This window comes from Salinibacter ruber DSM 13855, from assembly GCF_000013045.1.
GTDB classification, from domain to species: Bacteria; Bacteroidota; Rhodothermia; order Rhodothermales; family Salinibacteraceae; genus Salinibacter; species Salinibacter ruber.
In genome coordinates this window covers 858,196-876,777 of sequence record NC_007677.1, presented here as the reverse complement: position 1 = coordinate 876,777, position 18,582 = coordinate 858,196, and the positions used below count along the sequence as shown (strand labels likewise).

The window sequence follows — 18,582 nt, the reverse complement described above, 5'->3', positions numbered from 1 at the left end:
CTCGTCCACGCCTCTTCCCCTCTCTTCGCTGCGCTTCCCTCGCCGCAGAACCTTCCCGTCTACGCATGGAGTACCCGACATTTACCGACGCCCGTCGCGCCCTCGACGCCGGAGAGACCAGCTGCGAAGCCCTGGTCTCTTCTTTTTTGGAGCGCATCGACGCGCGCGACAACGAGATCAACGCGTTCACGAGCGTCGACCAGGACGGCGCCCTGAACCACGCCCGCTACCTCGACAGCCAACGTGAGCGCGGCAACCCGCGCCCGCTCGCGGGCCTCGTCCTGGCCGTCAAGGACAACATTTGCATCCGCGGCTACCCGGTCAGCTGCGGGTCGAAGATGCTGGCGGACTTCTCGTCGCTCTACGACGCGACGGTGATCGACCGCCTCCGTGACGCCGGCGCCATCTTCATCGGCAAGACGAACTGCGACGAGTTTGCGATGGGCTCGTCGAACGAGACGTCCCACTTCGGTCCGGTGCGCAACCCGCACGCCCCCGAGTACGTGCCCGGCGGGTCGTCGGGCGGGTCGGCCGCGGCGGTGGCCGCTGGCCTGTGCCACGCCGCCCTCGGCAGCGACACGGGCGGGTCGGTGCGCCAGCCCGCCGCGTTCTGCGGCACCGTGGGCCTGAAGCCCACGTACGGCCGCGTCAGCCGCTCCGGCCTCGTCGCGTTCGCGTCGTCGCTCGACGTGATCGGGCCGTTGACCCGCAGCGCGGAGGACGCGGCGACCATCCTCAACGTGATCGCGGGCGAGGACGAGCGCGACTCGACCAGCGCGCCGGTCGATGTACCGGACTACACCGAGGGGCTCGGCGACGGCGTGGAGGGCCTCCGTCTCGGCCTTCCCGAAGAGTACTTCGCCGAGGGGCTCGACGACGACATCCGCCGCATGGTGACGGAACAGGTCGACCGGCTCGACGACGCCGGCGCGACCGTCGAGGAGGTGTCGCTCCCTCACACCGAGTACGGCGTGGCCACCTACTACCTCGTCGCCACGGCCGAGGCCTCCAGCAACCTCGCCCGCTACGACGGCATCCGCTACGGCCACCGGGCCGACCTGCAGGAGACGAAGCAGGCCCTCCAGGAGCGCCGCGAGGAGCTGAAAGAGGAGCTCGCCAGCGCCCGCGCACAGGGCGACGAGGCGCGCGCGGACACCCTCGAAGCCCAACTCGACGACGAGCAGAGCACCCTCGACGCCCTCTACACCCGCAGCCGCACCGAGGGCTTCGGCGACGAGGTAAAACGCCGCATCATGCTCGGCACCTACGCCCTCTCCGCCGGCTACTACGACAAGTACTACGAGAAGGCCCAGCGCGTGCGCACCCTCATCCGCCACGACTTCGAACGGGCCTTCGAGGACGTCGACGCCCTCATCACGCCCACGACGCCTACCCCCCCGTTCCGGCTTGGCGAGAAGACCGACGACCCGCTCGAAATGTACCTGAACGACATCTACACCGTCACGGCCAACCTCGCGGGCCTGCCCGGCCTCACGGTGCCCATCGGCGAGCACCCCGACACGCCGGGGCTGCCCGTGGGGCTGCAGGTCCTCGGGCCCCACTTCGACGAGGCACTGCTCCTACGCATCGGCGCGGCGATCATGGAGTGACCCGCGCTGCATGAATTGTGACATGAATTGGGCTGCCTGAATTGGGCTGCGCGAGGCCACGGGCCTGCGAATCACGAGTCTCGCTTCTCGCCCCCCAGCCCCGGCCTCCGACTTCCTCCGCCGCGCGGGACGGCCCCAACCGACTGAGGGCCCCCGCCATTCTGCCGTGCTGCCGATTTTGGATTGTTTTTCGTCCTCGCCCCTGGCAGTTGTTGCCAATGCTCATTAGCCTGCAGGCTGAATCCATTGGCCGGCCGTAGGCCCTCCCTTCCACGCTAAGATCTTCCATTTCAAACTTCTGGACGCATGAGCATTCTCGTCGACGACGACACGCGCGTAGTGGTGCAGGGCCTTACGGGCTCGGAAGGCACCTTCCACGCCGAACAGATGATGGATTACGGCACCAACGTGGTGGCGGGCGTCACCCCCGGCAAGGGCGGCCAGACGCACCTGGGCCGGCCCGTCTACAACACCGTCGCCGAGGCGGTGGAACAGGAAAACGCCAACACGTCCATCATCTTCGTCCCCCCTCCGTTCGCGGCCGACGCCATTCAGGAGTCCGCCGACGCGGGGGCCGAGGTCATCATCTGCATCACGGAGGGGATCCCGGTGGCGGACATGAAGCCCACCTACCAGTACGTCAAGAAGAAGGGCGCCCACCTCATCGGCCCGAACTGCCCGGGCGTCATCACGCCGGGCGCGGCCAAGGTGGGCATCATGCCGGCCATGATTTTTGAGCCCGGCTCTATCGGCATCATCTCGCGCTCCGGGACCCTCACCTACGAGGCCGTCGACCAGATTACGCGGGCCGGCTTCGGCCAAAGCACGGCGGTCGGCATCGGGGGCGACCCAGTGATCGGCACCCGCTTCATCGACGCGCTCGAGCTGTTCGAGGACGACCCCGACACGGACGGCATCGTCCTGATCGGCGAGATCGGCGGCACCGACGAACAGGAGGCCGCCCGCTACGTCCAGGACCACATGGACACGCCCGTCTTCGGCTTCATCGCCGGGCGCACGGCGCCGCCGGGCCGCCGCATGGGCCACGCCGGCGCAATCGTGTCCGGCGGCTCCGGCACGGCCGAGGCCAAGTTCCAGGCGCTCGAAGAGGCCGGCGCGACCGTGGTCAAGAACCCCGCCCTCATCGGCGAGACCGTACAGGACGTCCTGTAACCCGGTGCGAGGCATGCCGGTTTGCCGACGGCGCCCCCTGCCGTCGCGACGACTGAGGAGCCGCCGCGCCCCCCGGCCCGGCGGCTTCTTTGTTGTCCCCTCATCCATCCGAAAACGTGGCCCGTTTTTTACGGATGTCCCCTGCACGGAATGGGGGCTTCCGTTGTATCTAGTTGGTCTACGCCCGTCCTCCCGCTTCGCGAACCCTCCGTCTACACCATGGAGTCTCTGCAGACGCGCTTCCTCAACGATCATTTCGAAAAGGCCCTGATCTTGGAGGAGCCGGACCCGAGCCTCGACACGCTCCTGCGCGAACAGGGCATCGAGCCGGATCGGGTGCCCAAGCCGGAGTGCTACGACCAGGACGCGATGGTCGAGCGGCTGCGCCAGGGCCAGCACGACCTCATCTACAAGCGCAGCAAGTTCGTCGTCGACGAGCACGTGGTACAGGCCTCCGACAACCTGGCGGCCGTGATGCTGTGCTGCATCGGCGACGACACCGTCGACAAGCAGGCCTGTGCCGACGAGGGCGTGCTCGTGCTCAACGACCCGGTTAGCAACGGCCGGTCGGTCGTGGAGATGGTGATGGGCGAAATGGTCGTGCTGGCGCGCCGGCTCTACACGGCCAACGAAACGGGACGGCGGCACCTGTGGACGAAGGACAGCACCCGCCGCTACGAGCTGATGGACAAGACCCTCTCCGTCATCGGGCTCGGCAACATCGGCAAGCAGCTGGCCCGCCTGGCCGACGCCTTCGGGATGAACATTCGCTTCTACGACGAGGCGGACGTGGCCCGTGAGGTGGGGACCACGCTGGGCTGGACCTCGTGCTCCAGCCTCGCGGAGGCGTTTCGGAAGGGCGACTTCGTGACGGTGCACGTCTCGGCGGAGGACCCGCAGGGACAGCCCAACAGCGGCCTGCTCGACTACAGCCACTTCCGGCAGCTCGGCGCGGACCGGCCGGACAACAGCCCGCGGGCCTTCATCAACGCGGCCCGCGGCTTTCTGTACGACCCGGCCGACCTGAAGCGGGCCATCGACGAGGATCACGTGCGCGCCGCGGCGGTCGACGTCTTCCCCGAGGAGCCGGGCAGCGCCGACGAGGACTGGACCAACCCGTACGCCGAGATGGACAACGTCTTTACCACCCCCCACATCGGCGCCGCCACGCAGGAGGCCCAGCCCCGCATTGCCTCGCGGATGAGCACCTCCACCCGGCTCCTAAACGAGCAGGGCACCGTCCGCGACACCGTCTTCGGGCAGGGGCACACGATCGGCGTGAACGCCGAACTCCCCCACTGGGTGCTGGCCGTGGTGCATAGCGACGTGCGCGGGACCAAGAAGGCGATCGACGACACCATCTACGAGGCCGGGGCCAGCAACCTCCAGTCGAGCCACCGCGACTTTCCCGACCTCGGCATCGCCTACGACGTAAACGCGATCGACCAGCCCCTGAGCGACGACCAGCTCCGTCAGCTCGTTGAGGCGGCCACGTCGCTTTCCGAAGACCCCCACGCCATTCGGGCCCTCCGCCAGTTCAAGGTGAACGACACGGCGTGAGGCCCACTGGCGGGCCGCCTTTCGACGCGGAGGGGGGGAGGGCCGATCTCCTCTTCCGTCGCGGACGGAGCGACCGGGCAGCGTAGCGAATGCAGCTGCGCCGCAGCACTGCCCGAGACGGGCGGTCAGGCGTCGGGCACCACCCGGATGCCGGTCGCCGCAATCTGCACTTCTCGGGCGCGTGCCGACGCGGCCCCGTCCTCGGCAAGATGATTCTGCGTGGCGGAGTCGAGCTCGACGGTTCGGAGGGTGCCCGTGACCGTGGCCTCGCCGGCCAGTGTCGTCGGCACCGTGAACTCGTACCCGTCGTCGGTACGCGGCACGAGCACGCGGATCGGCATCGCCGTGCCCGTGTCCAGCGCGAGCCAGCACCCTTTCTTCTGGCACACCGTCGAGATGCGTCCCCGAACCGTCACGGTCGTGTCGGCAAGCCTTGACGGCTTGGCCGCCACCTCCGCCGCCGCCCGCGCCGCCGCCGTATCGACGGACGCCCCGTACGTCTGCACGTCCTGCGCAGCCGCGTCCGGGGGCGACGACGGCTCCGACTGGCAGGCGCCGGCAAGCACGGCGAAGCAAAAGAGGACGGGCAGGGAGCAGAGACGACCCAGCGTAGACATTGCGGTTTTGCGTTTCGGGACGGTGAGGGAGAAGAGGGGCGTCCGGGAAGCGTGTGGGCTCGGGGAGGGGGACTTTCGGTCTGAGCAGAGCACCCGCGCCGTCGCCTGCGACAAGAGCCGATGCGGAGACGGACTCAGGCAACGATGACGCAACCGACCATACAGGGTCAGCAGGAGCGGGTTCACACGGGCCGCGCTGGCCCACCGGAGACGCGGCGACTGCCCGATCGGGTTGAGACACGCGCCACGGGCGGCCTTGGACCGCAGGTCTGTCCCTATCCCACCGACGGACCGGTCCGGGAAATGCCAACTCAGGAGCCGTTCGCGCCCCGACAGTCGCTCTCATCGAGCAGGAGTTGCGTGAAGTCGGATGAGGCTCCGGAAACGAAAACCCGGGGCTCGGATCCGAAGCCCCAGCGATGGCTCGGGATGCCCCCTCCCGCCCCCCTTACACCACGGCGGGCTCGGGGTCGAGCGTGGCGGCGATGTGGTCCGTAATCTTCTCGGCGTGGACGCGCCCGTTCTCAATGAACCACCGGCTCGTGTCGCAGCCGCCACAGATGGTCCCGGCGAGGTACAGGCCGTCACGGTTCGTTTCGAACGTGCCCTCCTCGTCGTGCACCGGCGTGCGGGCCTCGTCGTTGCGGATGGCGATGCCGAGCCGCTCCAGGAAGTCGTAGTTCGGCCGGTACCCCGTCATCGCGAGGACGAAGTCGTTGTCGATCGTCTGCGGCCCGTCGGGGGTGTCGAGGTGAAGGGTGTCCGACTCGATGGCCGAGACGGTCGTGTCGAAGTAGGCGTCGATGGAGCCTTCGTCGATCCGGTTTTCCACGTCGGGCCGGAGCCAGTACTTCACCCCGTCGTCGAGCGCCGAGTCGCGCACCACCATCGTCACGTTCGCCTCGTGGCGGTAGCAGTTGAGGGCCGCCTTCACCGCCGAGTTGGCCCCACCCACGATGGCCACGTCCGTGAGGGCGTACGGGAACGGCTCCTTGAAGTAGTGCCGCACCTTGTCGCGGTCCTCCCCCGGCACGCCCATCTGGTTGGGCACGTCGTAGAAGCCGGTGGCCACCACCACCTTTCGGGCCTCGTACGTGTCGTTCTCGGTCACGACCGTGTAGTGCCCGTCCTGCCCCCGCAGGTCCGTCATGGGCTCGTAGAGGCGCAGGTTCAGGTCCTCCGTCGTGGCGACGCGGCGGTAGTAGTCGAGCGCCTCCTCGCGACGCGGCTTGTAGTCGCGGGTCGGGAACGGGTGCCCTCCAATCTCCAGCGGGCCCGGGGTGGAGAAAAACTCCATCCGGGTGGGGTATCCGATAAACGAGTTGCAGAGGGCGCCCTTTTCAATGAGGAGCGCATCGAGGTCGCGGCGCTTGGCCTCCACGCCACAGGCAAGCCCGACGGGGCCGGCCCCGATAATAATCACGTCACGCATAGGCACCGGAAAATGGGTTCAGAAGATCGACGTGGTATCTGAACCTGCAGGCGCGGGCGGCAGTTTCGGGGCCTGCGTTGGAGAATGGAAGAATGGGGGAACGAGCCCGGGGCGCCCCAGGACGCGGCATCCTGTGTGCGGGCGCCGCACCCGGCTCGTCCCCGACGCCCCTACTCGCCCGCGGGAGCGTCGCCCGACGGCGTGGCGTGGCGGGCGACCGGAAGCGTCATGCAGCGCGGCCCCCCCCGTCCCCGCGACAGTTCGGTCCCCCCCAACTGGATTGCGACCTTCTCCCGGCCGGGGTGAAACTCTCCCGACTCGAAGTAGGAGAGGAAGCTTTCGGCGGACACGATTCGGTAGCCGTGCTCTCGCAGGCGCTCGAAGGTGCGGCTGTTGCGCTCGTAGCCCAGGATGGCCCCCGGTGCGGCCGCAAACACATTGGCCCCGTCCGTCCACTGCTCGCGCTCCTGGTGGAGGCGCTCCGTGCCGCCGCAGGGGATGAACGTCAGGTCGCGATCGAGCAGCTCGTCGAGCACGTCGCGCAGGTTGCGGCGCATGTCCGTCACGAAGCGCCCCGTCTCGTCCGCGGCGGTGAAGTGCATCGCGTACCCGAAGCCATGGGTTTCGAGGAGCGGGGGAAAGACGATCACCTCCTCCGGCGACGCGAAGGTAAACACCGTGTCGAGGTGCATGGTGGCCCGCCGCTTGGGCAGGTCGACGGCGAGGACGTGCTCGATCGACGTGCGCTCGAACAACTCGTGCGCAATCGCCATGATGGCCCCGAGCGAGGTCCGCTCCGAGTGGCCGATCAGTACCGTGTCGGGGCTCGCCACGAGCAGGTCGCCCCCCTCGAAGGTGACGCCGGGGGGCAGCTCGATCACCTTGTCGCTGTGGGGCGCAAACCGCGGGTGGTGGTGGAGAATGACGTTGATGATGATGCTCTCCCGCGTCCGCGCCACCGTCGCCGCGTGGCTCAGGATGATGTGGTCGTGCACCACCGCCGCGAGGTCGCGCGTGAACATGAGGTTGGGCACCGGCTGGGCCTGAATGGCGAGGTCCGACTGGCCGGTCAGGGCAAACTGCTGGAGCTCCTCGGGAGAGAACCGCTTCAGCTCGTCCTCCACCGCCCCCAGGTTTTGCTCCGGCAGGCTTCGGCACAGCTTCTCCACGAAGGCGTGACGGGCCTCCTCGGCCGCCTCGAACGTTTCGCGCAGGAGGTCTTTAATTTGGAGCACCGCGTCGGGGCGGCCGACAATTTTCTCAAAGACCGAGCACATGAGCAGGTGCTCCTGCCGCGCGTGGCCCACGAAGAGGATGTCGTCGAAGAGCAGGTCTTCTCGGTTCGCCGGCGACACGAGCTCCATCTCCGACCCTGGGGTGTGGACGATGACTTGTTCGAGCAAATGGGCCTCGGCGGGAATGCTGTAGGCCGACGACTGCTCAACGGAAGGGGTAGGGGACGCCTGAACCGTGTCCACGGGAAACGGGGGTTGTTCGGAAGGAATTGTGCACCCGTAAGGTCGAAATCAACCCGGAGAAAAGCCACCTATCCAGACCGCACGCCCTCCAATATGCGAATCACGAGAAGCACCACGAGCACGACCGCCCCCGCCTTCAGCACGAGCTGGAGCAGCGCCCCCGCCACGTCCACCAGCACGCCCACGAGGCTGAGGCCGAGGAGTGCAATCACGCCGATGATGAGCCAGCGAAGAACGGTGCGGATGTCGAGGTCCATGGAGACACGGGGTCTTTTGAGGGGATGGGCCTTGGGCAACGGACCGCGCCCCCATCTTTGTTACAATCCTGCCGCAAGCGCATCGTGGTCGACGTGAGACGGCCGTTCGCTCTCGCATCAACGGCGCCGCCGGCACCCGCCCGGCGCCGCCTCTTGCCGGCTACGCCTCCCGCCTCACCGCCGGCACGAGCGGATCGCCCGGTCCGTCGTCGAACAGCGGCTGCTCGTACCGGACGGCCTCCAGCACCAGTCCCTCCGGCGGCATTGACGGCCCGGCGGCCCGCCGGTCCCGCGCCGCCAGCACGGCCGGGAGCGCGTCGGCGGCGCGCTTCTCGTGCCCAATCTCGACGAGGGTCCCCACGAGGGCGCGCACCATGCCGTGCAGGAACCGCGTGCCGACCACCTCGACCCGCCAGCACCCGCGCCGGGCCTCGTCGACCCACCGCAGGTGCGTGAGGGTACAGACGCGGTTCTCCGTCTCGGACTGTGTCAGGCAGAACGAACTGAAGTTGTGCCGCCCGAGCAGGTCGGGCGTGGCGGCCCGAATGCGGCCAAAGTCGGGCACGGGACGCACCGGGGTGCGGGCCCGTCGCCCCAGGGCACAGGGCTGGGTGTGGAGGTGGTAGTGGTAGCGACGCCGACGGGCGTCGTAGCGGGCGTGGAAGTCGTCCGGTGCCCGTTCCACCCGACGCACCGCCACAGCATCCGGCGTGAGGCCGTTGAGCGAGCCCCGCAGCCGGTACGGGTCGCGCGTCTCCGGCAGGTCGACGTGGGCCACCTGGCCGCGGGCGTGCACCCCCGCATCCGTGCGCCCGGAGCCGGTGACTCGGCACGCCGTTCCGACCACCGTGTCGACCGCCTCTTCCAGCGCCCCCTGGACCGTCGGGACGGTCGGCTGGATCTGCCACCCGTGGAAGTCGGTTCCGTCATACTCGACGAGCAATCGATATCGGGGCATCGTTGATCGGGAGACGTAAGACGCGTGCCGGAGCCCCTGGTACGACGTCGGGCATGGAGTGGTCTCTTGCAGAAGACGACGCCCTCGCGTACAGCCCCCTTTTCCTTCCGAACTTCAGACCGTTCCCCATGCGCGTGTACCTGACCGGCTTTATGGCAAGCGGCAAGTCCACCGTGGGCCCCGAGGCCGCGGCCCGGCTCGGCCAGCCGTTTCTGGACCTCGACCGCCTCATCACCGCCCACGCCGGGCGCTCCATTCCCGCCCTCTTCGCAGAGGAGGGGGAGGCGCGCTTCCGCGAGCTCGAACGCGACCTGCTCCGCCGAACAGCCACGACCGACGACCTCGTCGTGGCCCTCGGGGGGGGAGCCCTCCTGGACGACGCGAACCGGGCCTTTGCGAAGGAGCACGGCCTCGTGCTGTACCTGGAGGCCCCGGTCGACACGTTGCTCGGGCGCGTGACGGGCGACGACACCCGGCGCCCCCTGTTGGAGGACGACACCGGCACCCGACTGCCGCGGGACGAGCAGCGCACCCGCATCGAGGCAATGCTGGACGAGCGGCGGCCCGCCTACGAGGCGGCCCACCATACCCTCGACGCCGACCGTCCGGTCGAGGAGGTCGTCGGCCGAATCGTCGAGGTCGTGACGGCACAGGCCGAGCCCGCGTGAGAACTGGGGAGCCGCCGCCCAACCGCGCGCTTGCGGAAACCTCGCGCGGCGTCCCTGTTTCAATAGAGTTGCTTGTCCGCCACGCTTTGGACCCTTGTCAACCCGTTCTATGAGTGCCCCCGCCAACGCCACCGTTGCCGACGTGGCGGCCGGCGACGCCATCCGATCGCTCGACCCGTCAATCCGGGCCGTCTGGGCGATCAAGATGGCCGCCTTTTCGATGTTTCTGTTTCTTCCCGCCCTGTTTTACGACCTCACCCATCTGTTTTCGCCCGACTCCTGGCTTCCCTTCGGCGTGCTGTCGGGGACGGTTCTCGTGGGGGGCGTGCTCTACTGCGTGGCCTGGCCGCGCCTTCGCTACCGGGCGTGGGGGTTCGTGCTGCGGCCCGAGGAGCTCTATATGGAGCACGGGGTCCTGCAACACGTCCGCACGATCGTGCCGCTGCGGCGCATCCAGCACGTCGACGTGTCTCAGGACCTGATCGAGCGGGAATTCGCCCTCGGCCGCCTCGTGGTGCACACCGCCGGGTCGCGCAGCAGCGACGTCGTGATCCCCGGCCTGCCCCTGTCGGAGGCCGAGACGATCCGGGACAAGATCAAGCGCTTTATCCTCGAAGATCCGCTCACTGAAGAGCCGGTGTGATGCCGCCCTCCTCCCCTGCGGAGCCCAATTCCGATGGGCGCCAGGACCCGCCCCCAGTGCCGGACCGCCCCGCCGACGATGCAGAGGCCGACCCGACCGATGCGGCGGAGGACGCGGCCGCAACGACGCTCGGGGCCGTCCGTGAGCCGCAGCGCCTGCATCCGCTCACGCTCCTCCTGCGGGTGGGCACCAGCCTGCCCGCCCTGGTGATCATCCTGCTCCCGATTCTTCGCAACCCCGGCTCGACGGAGAACGTCACCTCCCTGGTGCTCGGCGCGCTGTACGGCGTGTTTGCCCTGCCGGCCATCCTGCTCCAGTACTGGCGGTTCAGCTACCGCATCACGCCGAAACAGATTGTCATCCAGAGCGGCGTGTTCAACCGGAAAAACCGGAGCATCCCCATCGAACGCGTCCAGAACATCCAGATCGAACGCAACCTCGTCGCCCGGCTGTTTGGCATCGCGAAGGTAAAGCTCGAGACGGCCGGCAGCACGAGCACCGAGGGCAGCCTGGAGTATGTGCATCAGGACGAGGCCCGCAAGATCCGTCAGGTGGTCCGGTCGTTCCAGCGGGACGCGGAGGGGAGCGACGCGGCGGCGGCGAACGCGGACGCCGAAGACGCCGCCGACAGGGACACGCTGCTCGACATGCCGCTGCGGCGGGTGCTGTTGTCGGGGGCGTTCCGGTTCTCTCTGCTCTACCTCGCCGTGATTTTCACGGTGCTTGAGCTCTTCAACCCAGAGGCACTGGTCGAACGGGTGCTCCGGGCCCGCGGCCGGATGGAGTGGGTGTCGGAGATCGTCTTCAGCCACCCCGCCCTGGCCATCCTCGCGACGGTGGGGGCCGCCATTGTTTTGGGATGGCTCAGTGGCATCGGGGTCCACGTGGCGCGCTACTACAACTTTCGGCTGTGGCTCGACGGCGACAAGCTGCGCAAGCGCCACGGCCTGTTTACGGTGACGGAGGGCACGATTCCGCTCGACAAGGTGCAGGCGCTGATCCTCCGCACCAACCCGTTTATGCGGGCCTTCGGGTGGTACGAGCTGAAGGTCCAGACGATCGGGCTGGACGTGGAGGAGCAGGGCCACCGGGTCATCGCGCCCTTCGCCGGCGCGGAACGCATTCTCGAACTGGCCCGCCAGGTCCGCTCCGTCCAGCTGCCCGAGTCGTTCACACGCGTCTCGCGCCTGACCATTCGCCGCCGGTTCATCCGGTACACGGCGGTGCTCGCCGCGCTGCTCCTGCCCGCCGTCTACTTTTGGCCGGCGGGCTGGCTGCACCTGGGCGGCGTCGTCCTGCCCTGGTGGGGGTTCGGGCTCGTGCCGTTCATCCTGGGATGGGCTGTCCTTCAGTACCGCAATCACATGTACGCCAGCGGCGAGGACGGCTTCTACATCCGCCGGGGCGTGCTGTCGCACTACCTGTGGATCCTGCCGGTCGAGAAGTTTCACGTCTTCCACGCCACCGCGTCGATCTTTCAGCGCCGGCTCGGCCTCAAGACGCTCTTCGTGGACACCGCCGGGGCCGCGACGTTTGAGTACCCCGAGGTGATCGACGTGCCCGCCGCGGAGGCCGACGCCCAGTTCGACACGCTCTACCGGCGCTTCCGGCGGCTGTACCGGGGCCGGGTGGAGGCCGCCACCGGCGCCCCCGACACGCGGCTCGCCCCCGATGAGCGGCCCCACCTTCCGGTCGACGAGGCCCCCGAGTGACCCGGGCCGCGGGCCCCCCGGCCCGCCACGGCCCCGTCTCGCACTCGTCGCGCCCGGTTCGGTGGCCGCAGCGTCGCGCCGCCCCCATCCCGACAATCCCCTCATCAACCGTTTTCTCCCGTGGATTCTCGACGCACGAGCGGCCTTCTCCTCCCCGTCAGCGCCCTGCCCAGCCGGTACGGCATCGGCGACCTGGGCCCGGCCGCGTTTCAGTTTGCCGACCTCCTCACCCGCACCAACCAGCGGCTGTGGCAGGTGCTGCCGGTCGGTCCCATCGGGCCCGGCGCCTCGCCCTACTCCAGCTCCTCCACGTTTGCCGGCAATCCGCTTCTGATCAGCCCCGAGCCGCTCGTGGAGGACGGGCTCCTCACGGAGGACGACCTCGCCCCCCTCACGGAGCTGCCCGCCGACCACGTCGACTACGCGCGCCTCGTCCCCCGCAAGCGGAAGGTCCTCCGCACGGCCTTCCGCCGGTTTCGGGCCGACGTATCGACCCCGGAGGCAACGCGCGTGCAGCAGTTTCGGGCGTCCCAATCCGCCTGGCTTGACGACTACGCCCTCTACGCCGCCCTGAAGGACGCCCACGGCGGGTCCGCCTGGACCGAGTGGTCGTCGGCCCTCGTGCGGCGCGACCCGGAGGCCCTCAAGCGCGCCCGCGACGAACACGAGACCGCCATCGAGCGACACGTCTACTGGCAGTACCTCTTCCACCGCCAGTGGACGGCCCTGCAGGCCTACTGCCACGCCCGCGACATCCGGCTGTTTGGGGACCTGCCGATCTACGTTGCCCCCGACAGCGCCGACGTGTGGGCCCATCAGGAGCGCTTCCGGCTCGACGACGACGGCACCCCGACGTCGGTGGCCGGGGTGCCGCCCGACTACTTCAGCCCGGAGGGCCAGCGGTGGGGCAATCCCCTCTACCGGTGGGACCGGATGGAAGAGCACGACTTCGCGTGGTGGACGGAGCGGCTGCGGCGCGCATTCGAGCTGTTCGACCTCGTTCGGCTCGACCACTTCCGGGGCTTCGACGAGTACTGGTCGATCCCTGCCGGGCACGACACCGCCATCGACGGCTCGTGGGAGAGCGGGCCGGGGGCCGCGTTCTTCCGTGCCATGGAGGACGAGTTCGGGGAGCTGCCCGTCGTCGCCGAGGACCTCGGCATCGTCACCGATTCGGTAGGGGCGCTGCGGGACACGTTCGACTTTCCGGGCATGGCCGTCCTGCAGTTCGCCTTCGGCGGCGGCCCGGACAACGACTTTCTCCCGCACCACCACCGCCGCAACATGGTCGCCTACACCGGCACGCACGACAACAACACGATCGTCGGCTGGTGGCGGGACGACCTCTCCGACAAGGAGCGCAATTTTGCGCACTCGTACCTCAACCTGCCCGACACGAACCCCGACGAGAGCGTCCACCGGCAGGCGCTCCGGGCAATGATGGCGTCGGTCGCCGACCGCGTGGTGACCCCCCTTCAGGACGTGATTGGGCTGGGTAGCGAGGGCCGCATCAACACCCCGGGGACGATGGGGGACAACTGGGCATGGCGCTTCACCCCCGACCAGATCGCCGAGGAGGACGAGACGCGGCTCGCGCAGCTCACGCACCTGTACGGACGGGCGTCCGGATACGGCGACTAGTTTCTCGCCCTGCCACCCGCGGTCGCACTGCGCCGGGCGTCGCGTCACCGGGTGGGGCCGATTCGGGGACGGCTCCCCGCGATTGCCCGATGGCCTTCCGGACGCGTGGCGCAGGCACCGTCCGTCTCCGGCGTGGCCTCTCCAGCGGCCGTCGCTCTCCGTACCGCCCCCCGTTTTGTCCCCGTCTCGCATGTCTCCCTCTTTTCCCCTCCACGGCGCCCATCCCCACGACGATGCCGTCACGTTCTGCGTCTGGGCCCCGGCGGCCGACGCCGTCACCCTGGCGCTCGGCGGCGGGCCGTCCCTCCCCCTGTCGGAGACCGAGGACGGCCTGTTCGCGTGCACCACGGACGCCGCCGGCCCCGGCACGCGCTACCGGTTCCGGCTGGGCGACGAGGGGCCCTTTCCCGACCCCGCCGCCCGCTTCCAACCCGAGGGCGTGCACGGCCCCTCCGAGGTGATCGCCCCCGACGCATACGAGTGGGGCGACGCGGACTGGAACGGAATTCCCCGCGAGGACCTCGTGGTCTATGAGCTGCACGTCGGTGCCTTCACCGAGGCGGGCACCTTCGACGGCGTCCGCGAGCAGCTCGCGTACCTGCGGGATCTGGGCGTCACGGCGATCGAACTGATGCCGGTGCACGACTTCCCGGGCGCCCGCAATTGGGGCTACGACCCGGCGGCCTGGTTCGCCCCGGCACACACGTACGGCCGGCCCGAGGCCCTGCGCCGCCTCGTGGACGCGGCCCACCAGACCGGCCTCGCCGTGATCCTGGACGTCATCTACAACCACCTGGGCCCCGACGGCGCCTACGCCAACGCCTTTGGCCCCTTTCTCACCGACACGTCCGAGACGCCCTGGGGCCCGGCGATCAACCTCGACGGCGACGGGGCGGCGGGCGTGCGGCGCTTCTTCCTCGACAATGCGCTGCACTGGCTGCGCGAGTACCACGTCGACGGCCTCCGCCTCGACGCCACCCACGCCCTCCGCGACGAGAGCGATCCGCACTTTCTGGCGGAGCTGTCGGCCGCGGTGGGCGAACACGTCGACGGCCCCGAACGGCACCTCATCGCCGAGGACCGCCGCAACTTGAACCGCCTCGTGCAGCCCCGCGACGACGGCGGCTACGGGCTCGACGCGGTGTGGAGCGACGACCTGCACCACCAGCTGCGCGTCCTCACGGCGGGGGACACCGAAGGCTACTACCGCGACTACCAGGACACTACGGCCGCCGACATTGCCACCTCGATCCGCGACGGCTGGTTCTTCCGCGGCGAGCACTCCGAACACCTGGGCGAGCCGCGGGGCACCGATCCGGGCCCGGTGGCCCGCACGGAGTGCGTCGTCTTCATCCAGAACCACGACCAGGTGGGCAACCGCCCCACCGGCAACCGCCTCACGGGCGACGTGTCGCCCGCCACGTACCGGGCCCTCTCGGTGCTCCTCTGCGTGGTGCCGGAGGTGCCGCTGCTGTTCATGGGCCAGGAGTGGGCCGCCTCCACCCCGTTCCAGTTTTTCACCGACCACGACGAGGAGCTCGGCCCGTCGGTCACCGAAGGGCGCAGGGACGAGTTCGCGGACTTCTCGGGGTTTGAGGGCGCGGTGCCCGACCCGCAGGCCCCGGTCCCGTTCGAGCGCAGCGTGCTGGACTGGGAGGAGCCCACCCGCCCGCCCCACGACGGCGTGCTCGCGCTCTACCACGACCTGCTGGCCCTGCGGCCCCGGCTCGGCGACGAGCTGACCGTGGAGGCGCCGAGCGATACGACGCTTCGGCTGGAGCGCCCGCCGATCCACGTTGCCGTAAATCTGGAGGGCACCGCCGATCTGGACCTGGCCTCCGGGACTTCCGTACTGCTTCACACCGAGCAGGCCGGCTACACCCCGGCCCCGCGCCCCCCGGCGTTTACGGTGGAGACGGTGTCGTTTTCGCGGCCTGGGGCGGTGGTCGTGCGGGCGGAATGATTACGGGCCCTCTCGTGCCAGGATTGCTGACGTTTCTCCCTTCCCCGACCGAGACCATGAACACCGACATCACCGAATCGTCCGGAAACGTCTTCAGGGATCTTGGCTTCGACGGTGGCGAAGCCGAATCGCTTCGCGTGCGGGCCCGCCTGATGGCCCCTCTGGAGCGCTTCCTCCGGAAGCAAGGCATCACGCAGGCGGAGGCAGCCGACGGGTTGGACACGACGCAGGCTCGCATCAGCGCACTGATGAACGGTAAGATTCAGGCCTTCAGCATCGACGCGCTGATTAACATGCTGGACCGGGCGGGGCTGGAGGTCGACGTGAACGTGCGGCCGAAGAACACCTGAGCAGCACGTCACCCTGCAAACCGAGCAGAGCAGTTATCCCCTCGACCCACGGTTACTGTCCGTTTCTCCTGCCACCATCTCCTTCACACGCCCCGAGACTGTGATCTTTCAGTCGAGCTGACTTCCGGCGTCGGCTCTTTTTCCATTCCTCCGCACCTCCACGCGTCCACGCACAGCCCGCCCACGGTCGCCATCTGCCGCCTCCGAGCGCGCTCGCGAGGCGGACGTGGTCGGACGTGTTGACGGGGTCGCCGTCGAGGCCGATGCGGCCCTTGACGTGCAGGCGCTGTCGACGGATCGGAGGGCCGTTCTGCCCGCTGAGCGGTAGACCACTATTCGTTCTGCACCGGAGACTGGTAAAGGGACTCGGAAATCCGATTCTTTTTCAGAAGAATCCGCCACATTTCCGTGGCTTCTGCAAACGAGAGGAAGTCGTCCTGACGGGCTCGATCTATCAGACCAGCAATCCCCGAAACCTCGCACCCGAGGCTCTTGGCCACGCGACGCCCGGCCGTTTCCTCAATGAGGAGAGGATACTCCAGTTCTCGGGCAAGGGAAATCGCCTCTTGTTCTCCTTCATCCAACACGTGCCACCCTGATCCTGGATCTGCCTTCGAGCGAGTCTCCGGACGCCGCACGTCAATCAGACGACGAAGCCCCGCTTCTTCCAGAAACGCCTGTCGTTCCTCATACGGATGAGCAGCCTCATCCAGCACAGTCGGAGGAATGATGAGCCGGTCGAGGACCGACCGGATCCACTGGAATCCCGTTGGGGGTGACTCCAGACTGATTAACGGTCCGGTATCGCTCACAAGGACGTCCCAGCCTTCCACAGAGTCAAGGCAATCGGTTCACACATTCCAACGGGAGTGCGAGCGGACAAATCACTCCCGTCGATGTCGCAACTCATACTGAATGTCCTCCGGATCGCTGTTCATGTACGCCACGTCGTGCTCCGAGAGCATCTCTTGAAAGGCCCGACGCGAGAGTCCAAGAACATCTCGTCCCTGCTTTTCCGAAAGCATCCCCGCCTCGTACAGCAACGCGACGACCCGTTCTTTCGCCTCGTGCTCGTCCAGTCCCACGTCGTCCGGAAGGTCGATGGTTACCTGCATTTTTTCCGGCGTTTGGTGAAAAGACCGTTCAATCACGCATACGACCCGCTCCCACGGCGGTTCTAAAAAAACTGAACCCCGCCGTCGCCCGTCCATTCATCCGATGATTCCGACTCCCCTCTGCTGAGTCCATCCTAGCGTCGACGTGAACACCTACGCCGCCCTCATCCTCGCCGCCCTCCTGGCCGAGTACGTCCTCAACCTCGGCTCGGACCTCCTCAATCTTCGCCACCTCCAGCCCGAGTTGCCGGCGGAGTTTCGCGATACGTTCGACGAGGCAGAGTACGAGCGCGCCCAGGCATACACCCGCACGACGACCCGCTTCGGGCTCGTGTCGTCCACGTTCGGCCTGGCAGTGCTGCTCGTCTTCTGGTTTGCGGGCGGCTTCGAGGGGCTCGATACGGTCGTGCGCGGCTGGGGCTTCGGGCCGATCGGGACGGGGCTGTGTTACATCGGCCTCCTCGTCCTCGGGCGCGGACTGCTGGCGCTGCCGTTCTCGCTCTACTCCACGTTCGGGATCGAGGAGCGGTTCGGCTTCAACGAGACGACGCCTCGGACCTTCGCGCTGGACCTGCTGAAGAGCGTCGCGCTCGGGGTGGCCCTTGGGGGGCCGCTCCTGGCCGCGATCCTCTGGTTCTTTCAGTCCACCGGCCCGTACGGCTGGGTGTACGCCTGGGCCGTGGTGACGGCGGTGATGCTAGGGCTTCAGTTCTTCGCCCCCCGCTACCTGATGCCCCTCTTCAACGACTTCGAGCCGCTGGAGGAGGGGGCGCTTCGCGAATCGATCCTGTCCTACGCCGACTCGGTCGACTTTCCGGTCGGCGAGGTCTACGTGATGGACGGGTCGCGCCGCTCGAACAAGGCGAATGCCTTCTTCACCGGCTTCGGGGCCAACCGGCGCATCGTGCTCTTCGACACGCTCGTGGAGCAGTTGTCCGTGGACGAGCTGCGGTCGGTGGTGGCCCACGAGATGGGGCACTATAAGCTCAACCACATCCCGCAGCGCATCGCCACCAGCGTGGTGCAGACCGGCGTCCTCTTTTTGCTGCTCTCCCTCTTCCTGCAGGTGGAGGGCCTCTTCCACGCCTTTTACGTCGACCAGCCGTCCGTCTACACGGGGCTGCTGTTCTTCGGCCTGGTCTACTCGCCGGTGGACCTGCTGCTCTCGATCCCGCTCAACGCCTGGGCGCGCCGCCACGAGTTTCAGGCCGACCGCTTTGCGGTGGAGACCACCGACCGGGACGGGCCGCTGGTCGGCGGGCTAAAGCGCCTCGCGGAAACCAATCTCTCGAACCTCACGCCCCACCCCCTCACGGTGGCGCTGGAGTACTCCCATCCGCCCCTCTCCCAACGCATCGAGCAGATTCGCGCCGCGGCCCGGTCGGGCTCCACGGCCGCGTAGCCC

General features: G+C 68.1%; 17 protein-coding genes. 10 read left to right on the top strand and 7 right to left on the bottom strand.

What is annotated here, in order from left to right; translation table 11 throughout:
- Nucleotides 1-65 precede the first annotated feature (65 nt).
- The 3 genes from SRU_RS03565 to SRU_RS03555 all read left to right on the top strand — a co-directional run bounded on the left by SRU_RS03565 (nucleotide 66) and on the right by SRU_RS03555 (nucleotide 4,343).
- Nucleotides 66-1,610, top strand: coding sequence for an amidase family protein (locus SRU_RS03565; protein ID WP_011403442.1), 1,545 nt, complete (start codon nucleotides 66-68; stop codon nucleotides 1,608-1,610).
- Between the two features lie 306 nt (nucleotides 1,611-1,916).
- The gene (gene sucD, locus SRU_RS03560; protein WP_011403441.1) at nucleotides 1,917-2,783 is read left to right on the top strand and encodes a succinate--CoA ligase subunit alpha; all 867 of its coding nucleotides are present in this window, start codon (nucleotides 1,917-1,919) and stop codon (nucleotides 2,781-2,783) included.
- Between the two features lie 219 nt (nucleotides 2,784-3,002).
- Entirely contained in the window at nucleotides 3,003-4,343 is a 1,341-nt protein-coding gene (locus tag SRU_RS03555) for an NAD(P)-dependent oxidoreductase (RefSeq protein ID WP_043552000.1), read from the top strand.
- Nucleotides 4,344-4,468: 125 nt separating this feature from the next.
- Here the strand turns inward: SRU_RS03555 and SRU_RS03550 are convergent, their stop codons facing one another.
- The 5 genes from SRU_RS03550 to truA all read right to left on the bottom strand — a co-directional run bounded on the left by SRU_RS03550 (nucleotide 4,469) and on the right by truA (nucleotide 9,085).
- On the bottom strand, nucleotides 4,469-4,960 hold the full coding sequence (locus SRU_RS03550; protein ID WP_164923488.1) for a DUF4920 domain-containing protein: 492 nt from the start codon (nucleotides 4,958-4,960) through the stop codon (nucleotides 4,469-4,471).
- A 448-nt stretch (nucleotides 4,961-5,408) separates the two neighbouring features.
- Nucleotides 5,409-6,392, bottom strand: a complete 984-nt coding sequence (locus SRU_RS03545) for a YpdA family putative bacillithiol disulfide reductase (protein ID WP_011403438.1) — start codon at nucleotides 6,390-6,392, stop codon at nucleotides 5,409-5,411.
- 170 nt (nucleotides 6,393-6,562) lie between these two features.
- Entirely contained in the window at nucleotides 6,563-7,870 is a 1,308-nt protein-coding gene (locus SRU_RS03540) for an arginine deiminase family protein (RefSeq protein WP_011403437.1), read from the bottom strand.
- A gap of 68 nt (nucleotides 7,871-7,938) precedes the next feature.
- Nucleotides 7,939-8,127, bottom strand: a complete 189-nt coding sequence (locus SRU_RS03535) for a hypothetical protein (protein WP_237701906.1) — start codon at nucleotides 8,125-8,127, stop codon at nucleotides 7,939-7,941.
- A 160-nt stretch (nucleotides 8,128-8,287) separates the two neighbouring features.
- Nucleotides 8,288-9,085, bottom strand: coding sequence for a tRNA pseudouridine(38-40) synthase TruA (gene truA, locus SRU_RS03530; RefSeq protein ID WP_011403435.1), 798 nt, complete (start codon nucleotides 9,083-9,085; stop codon nucleotides 8,288-8,290).
- Nucleotides 9,086-9,213: 128 nt separating this feature from the next.
- On the opposite strand from truA, the gene SRU_RS03525 reads away from it, so the two are divergent.
- From SRU_RS03525 to SRU_RS03500, 6 genes are all read left to right on the top strand, one after another.
- The gene (locus SRU_RS03525; RefSeq protein ID WP_237701905.1) at nucleotides 9,214-9,753 is read left to right on the top strand and encodes a shikimate kinase; all 540 of its coding nucleotides are present in this window, start codon (nucleotides 9,214-9,216) and stop codon (nucleotides 9,751-9,753) included.
- 109 nt (nucleotides 9,754-9,862) lie between these two features.
- Nucleotides 9,863-10,396: a PH domain-containing protein gene (locus SRU_RS03520; protein ID WP_183956718.1), complete on the top strand. Its 534-nt coding sequence runs from the start codon at nucleotides 9,863-9,865 to the stop codon at nucleotides 10,394-10,396.
- Complete coding sequence (locus SRU_RS03515; RefSeq protein ID WP_164923487.1) at nucleotides 10,396-12,108, top strand: PH domain-containing protein; 1,713 nt, start codon at nucleotides 10,396-10,398, stop codon at nucleotides 12,106-12,108. Before SRU_RS03520 ends, SRU_RS03515 begins: the two co-directional genes overlap by 1 nt.
- 120 nt (nucleotides 12,109-12,228) lie before the next feature.
- Nucleotides 12,229-13,749 (top strand): 4-alpha-glucanotransferase, encoded by a 1,521-nt coding sequence (gene malQ / locus SRU_RS03510; protein ID WP_011403431.1) that lies wholly within the window; start codon nucleotides 12,229-12,231, stop codon nucleotides 13,747-13,749.
- 190 nt (nucleotides 13,750-13,939) lie between these two features.
- Nucleotides 13,940-15,712 (top strand): malto-oligosyltrehalose trehalohydrolase, encoded by a 1,773-nt coding sequence (gene treZ, locus SRU_RS03505; RefSeq protein WP_011403430.1) that lies wholly within the window; start codon nucleotides 13,940-13,942, stop codon nucleotides 15,710-15,712.
- A 56-nt stretch (nucleotides 15,713-15,768) separates the two neighbouring features.
- Entirely contained in the window at nucleotides 15,769-16,062 is a 294-nt protein-coding gene (locus SRU_RS03500; RefSeq protein ID WP_164923486.1) for a helix-turn-helix domain-containing protein, read from the top strand.
- 332 nt (nucleotides 16,063-16,394) lie between these two features.
- Here SRU_RS03500 and SRU_RS03495 read toward each other — a convergent pair whose 3' ends face one another.
- Nucleotides 16,395-16,895: a hypothetical protein gene (locus SRU_RS03495; protein WP_237701903.1), complete on the bottom strand. Its 501-nt coding sequence runs from the start codon at nucleotides 16,893-16,895 to the stop codon at nucleotides 16,395-16,397.
- A gap of 51 nt (nucleotides 16,896-16,946) precedes the next feature.
- Nucleotides 16,947-17,177 (bottom strand): UPF0175 family protein, encoded by a 231-nt coding sequence (locus tag SRU_RS03490; RefSeq protein WP_164923484.1) that lies wholly within the window; start codon nucleotides 17,175-17,177, stop codon nucleotides 16,947-16,949.
- A gap of 145 nt (nucleotides 17,178-17,322) precedes the next feature.
- Here SRU_RS03490 and SRU_RS03485 point away from each other — a divergent pair, with 145 nt between their 5' ends.
- Complete coding sequence (locus SRU_RS03485) at nucleotides 17,323-18,579, top strand: M48 family metallopeptidase (protein WP_011403427.1); 1,257 nt, start codon at nucleotides 17,323-17,325, stop codon at nucleotides 18,577-18,579.
- The last annotated feature ends 3 nt before the right edge of the window (nucleotides 18,580-18,582 follow it).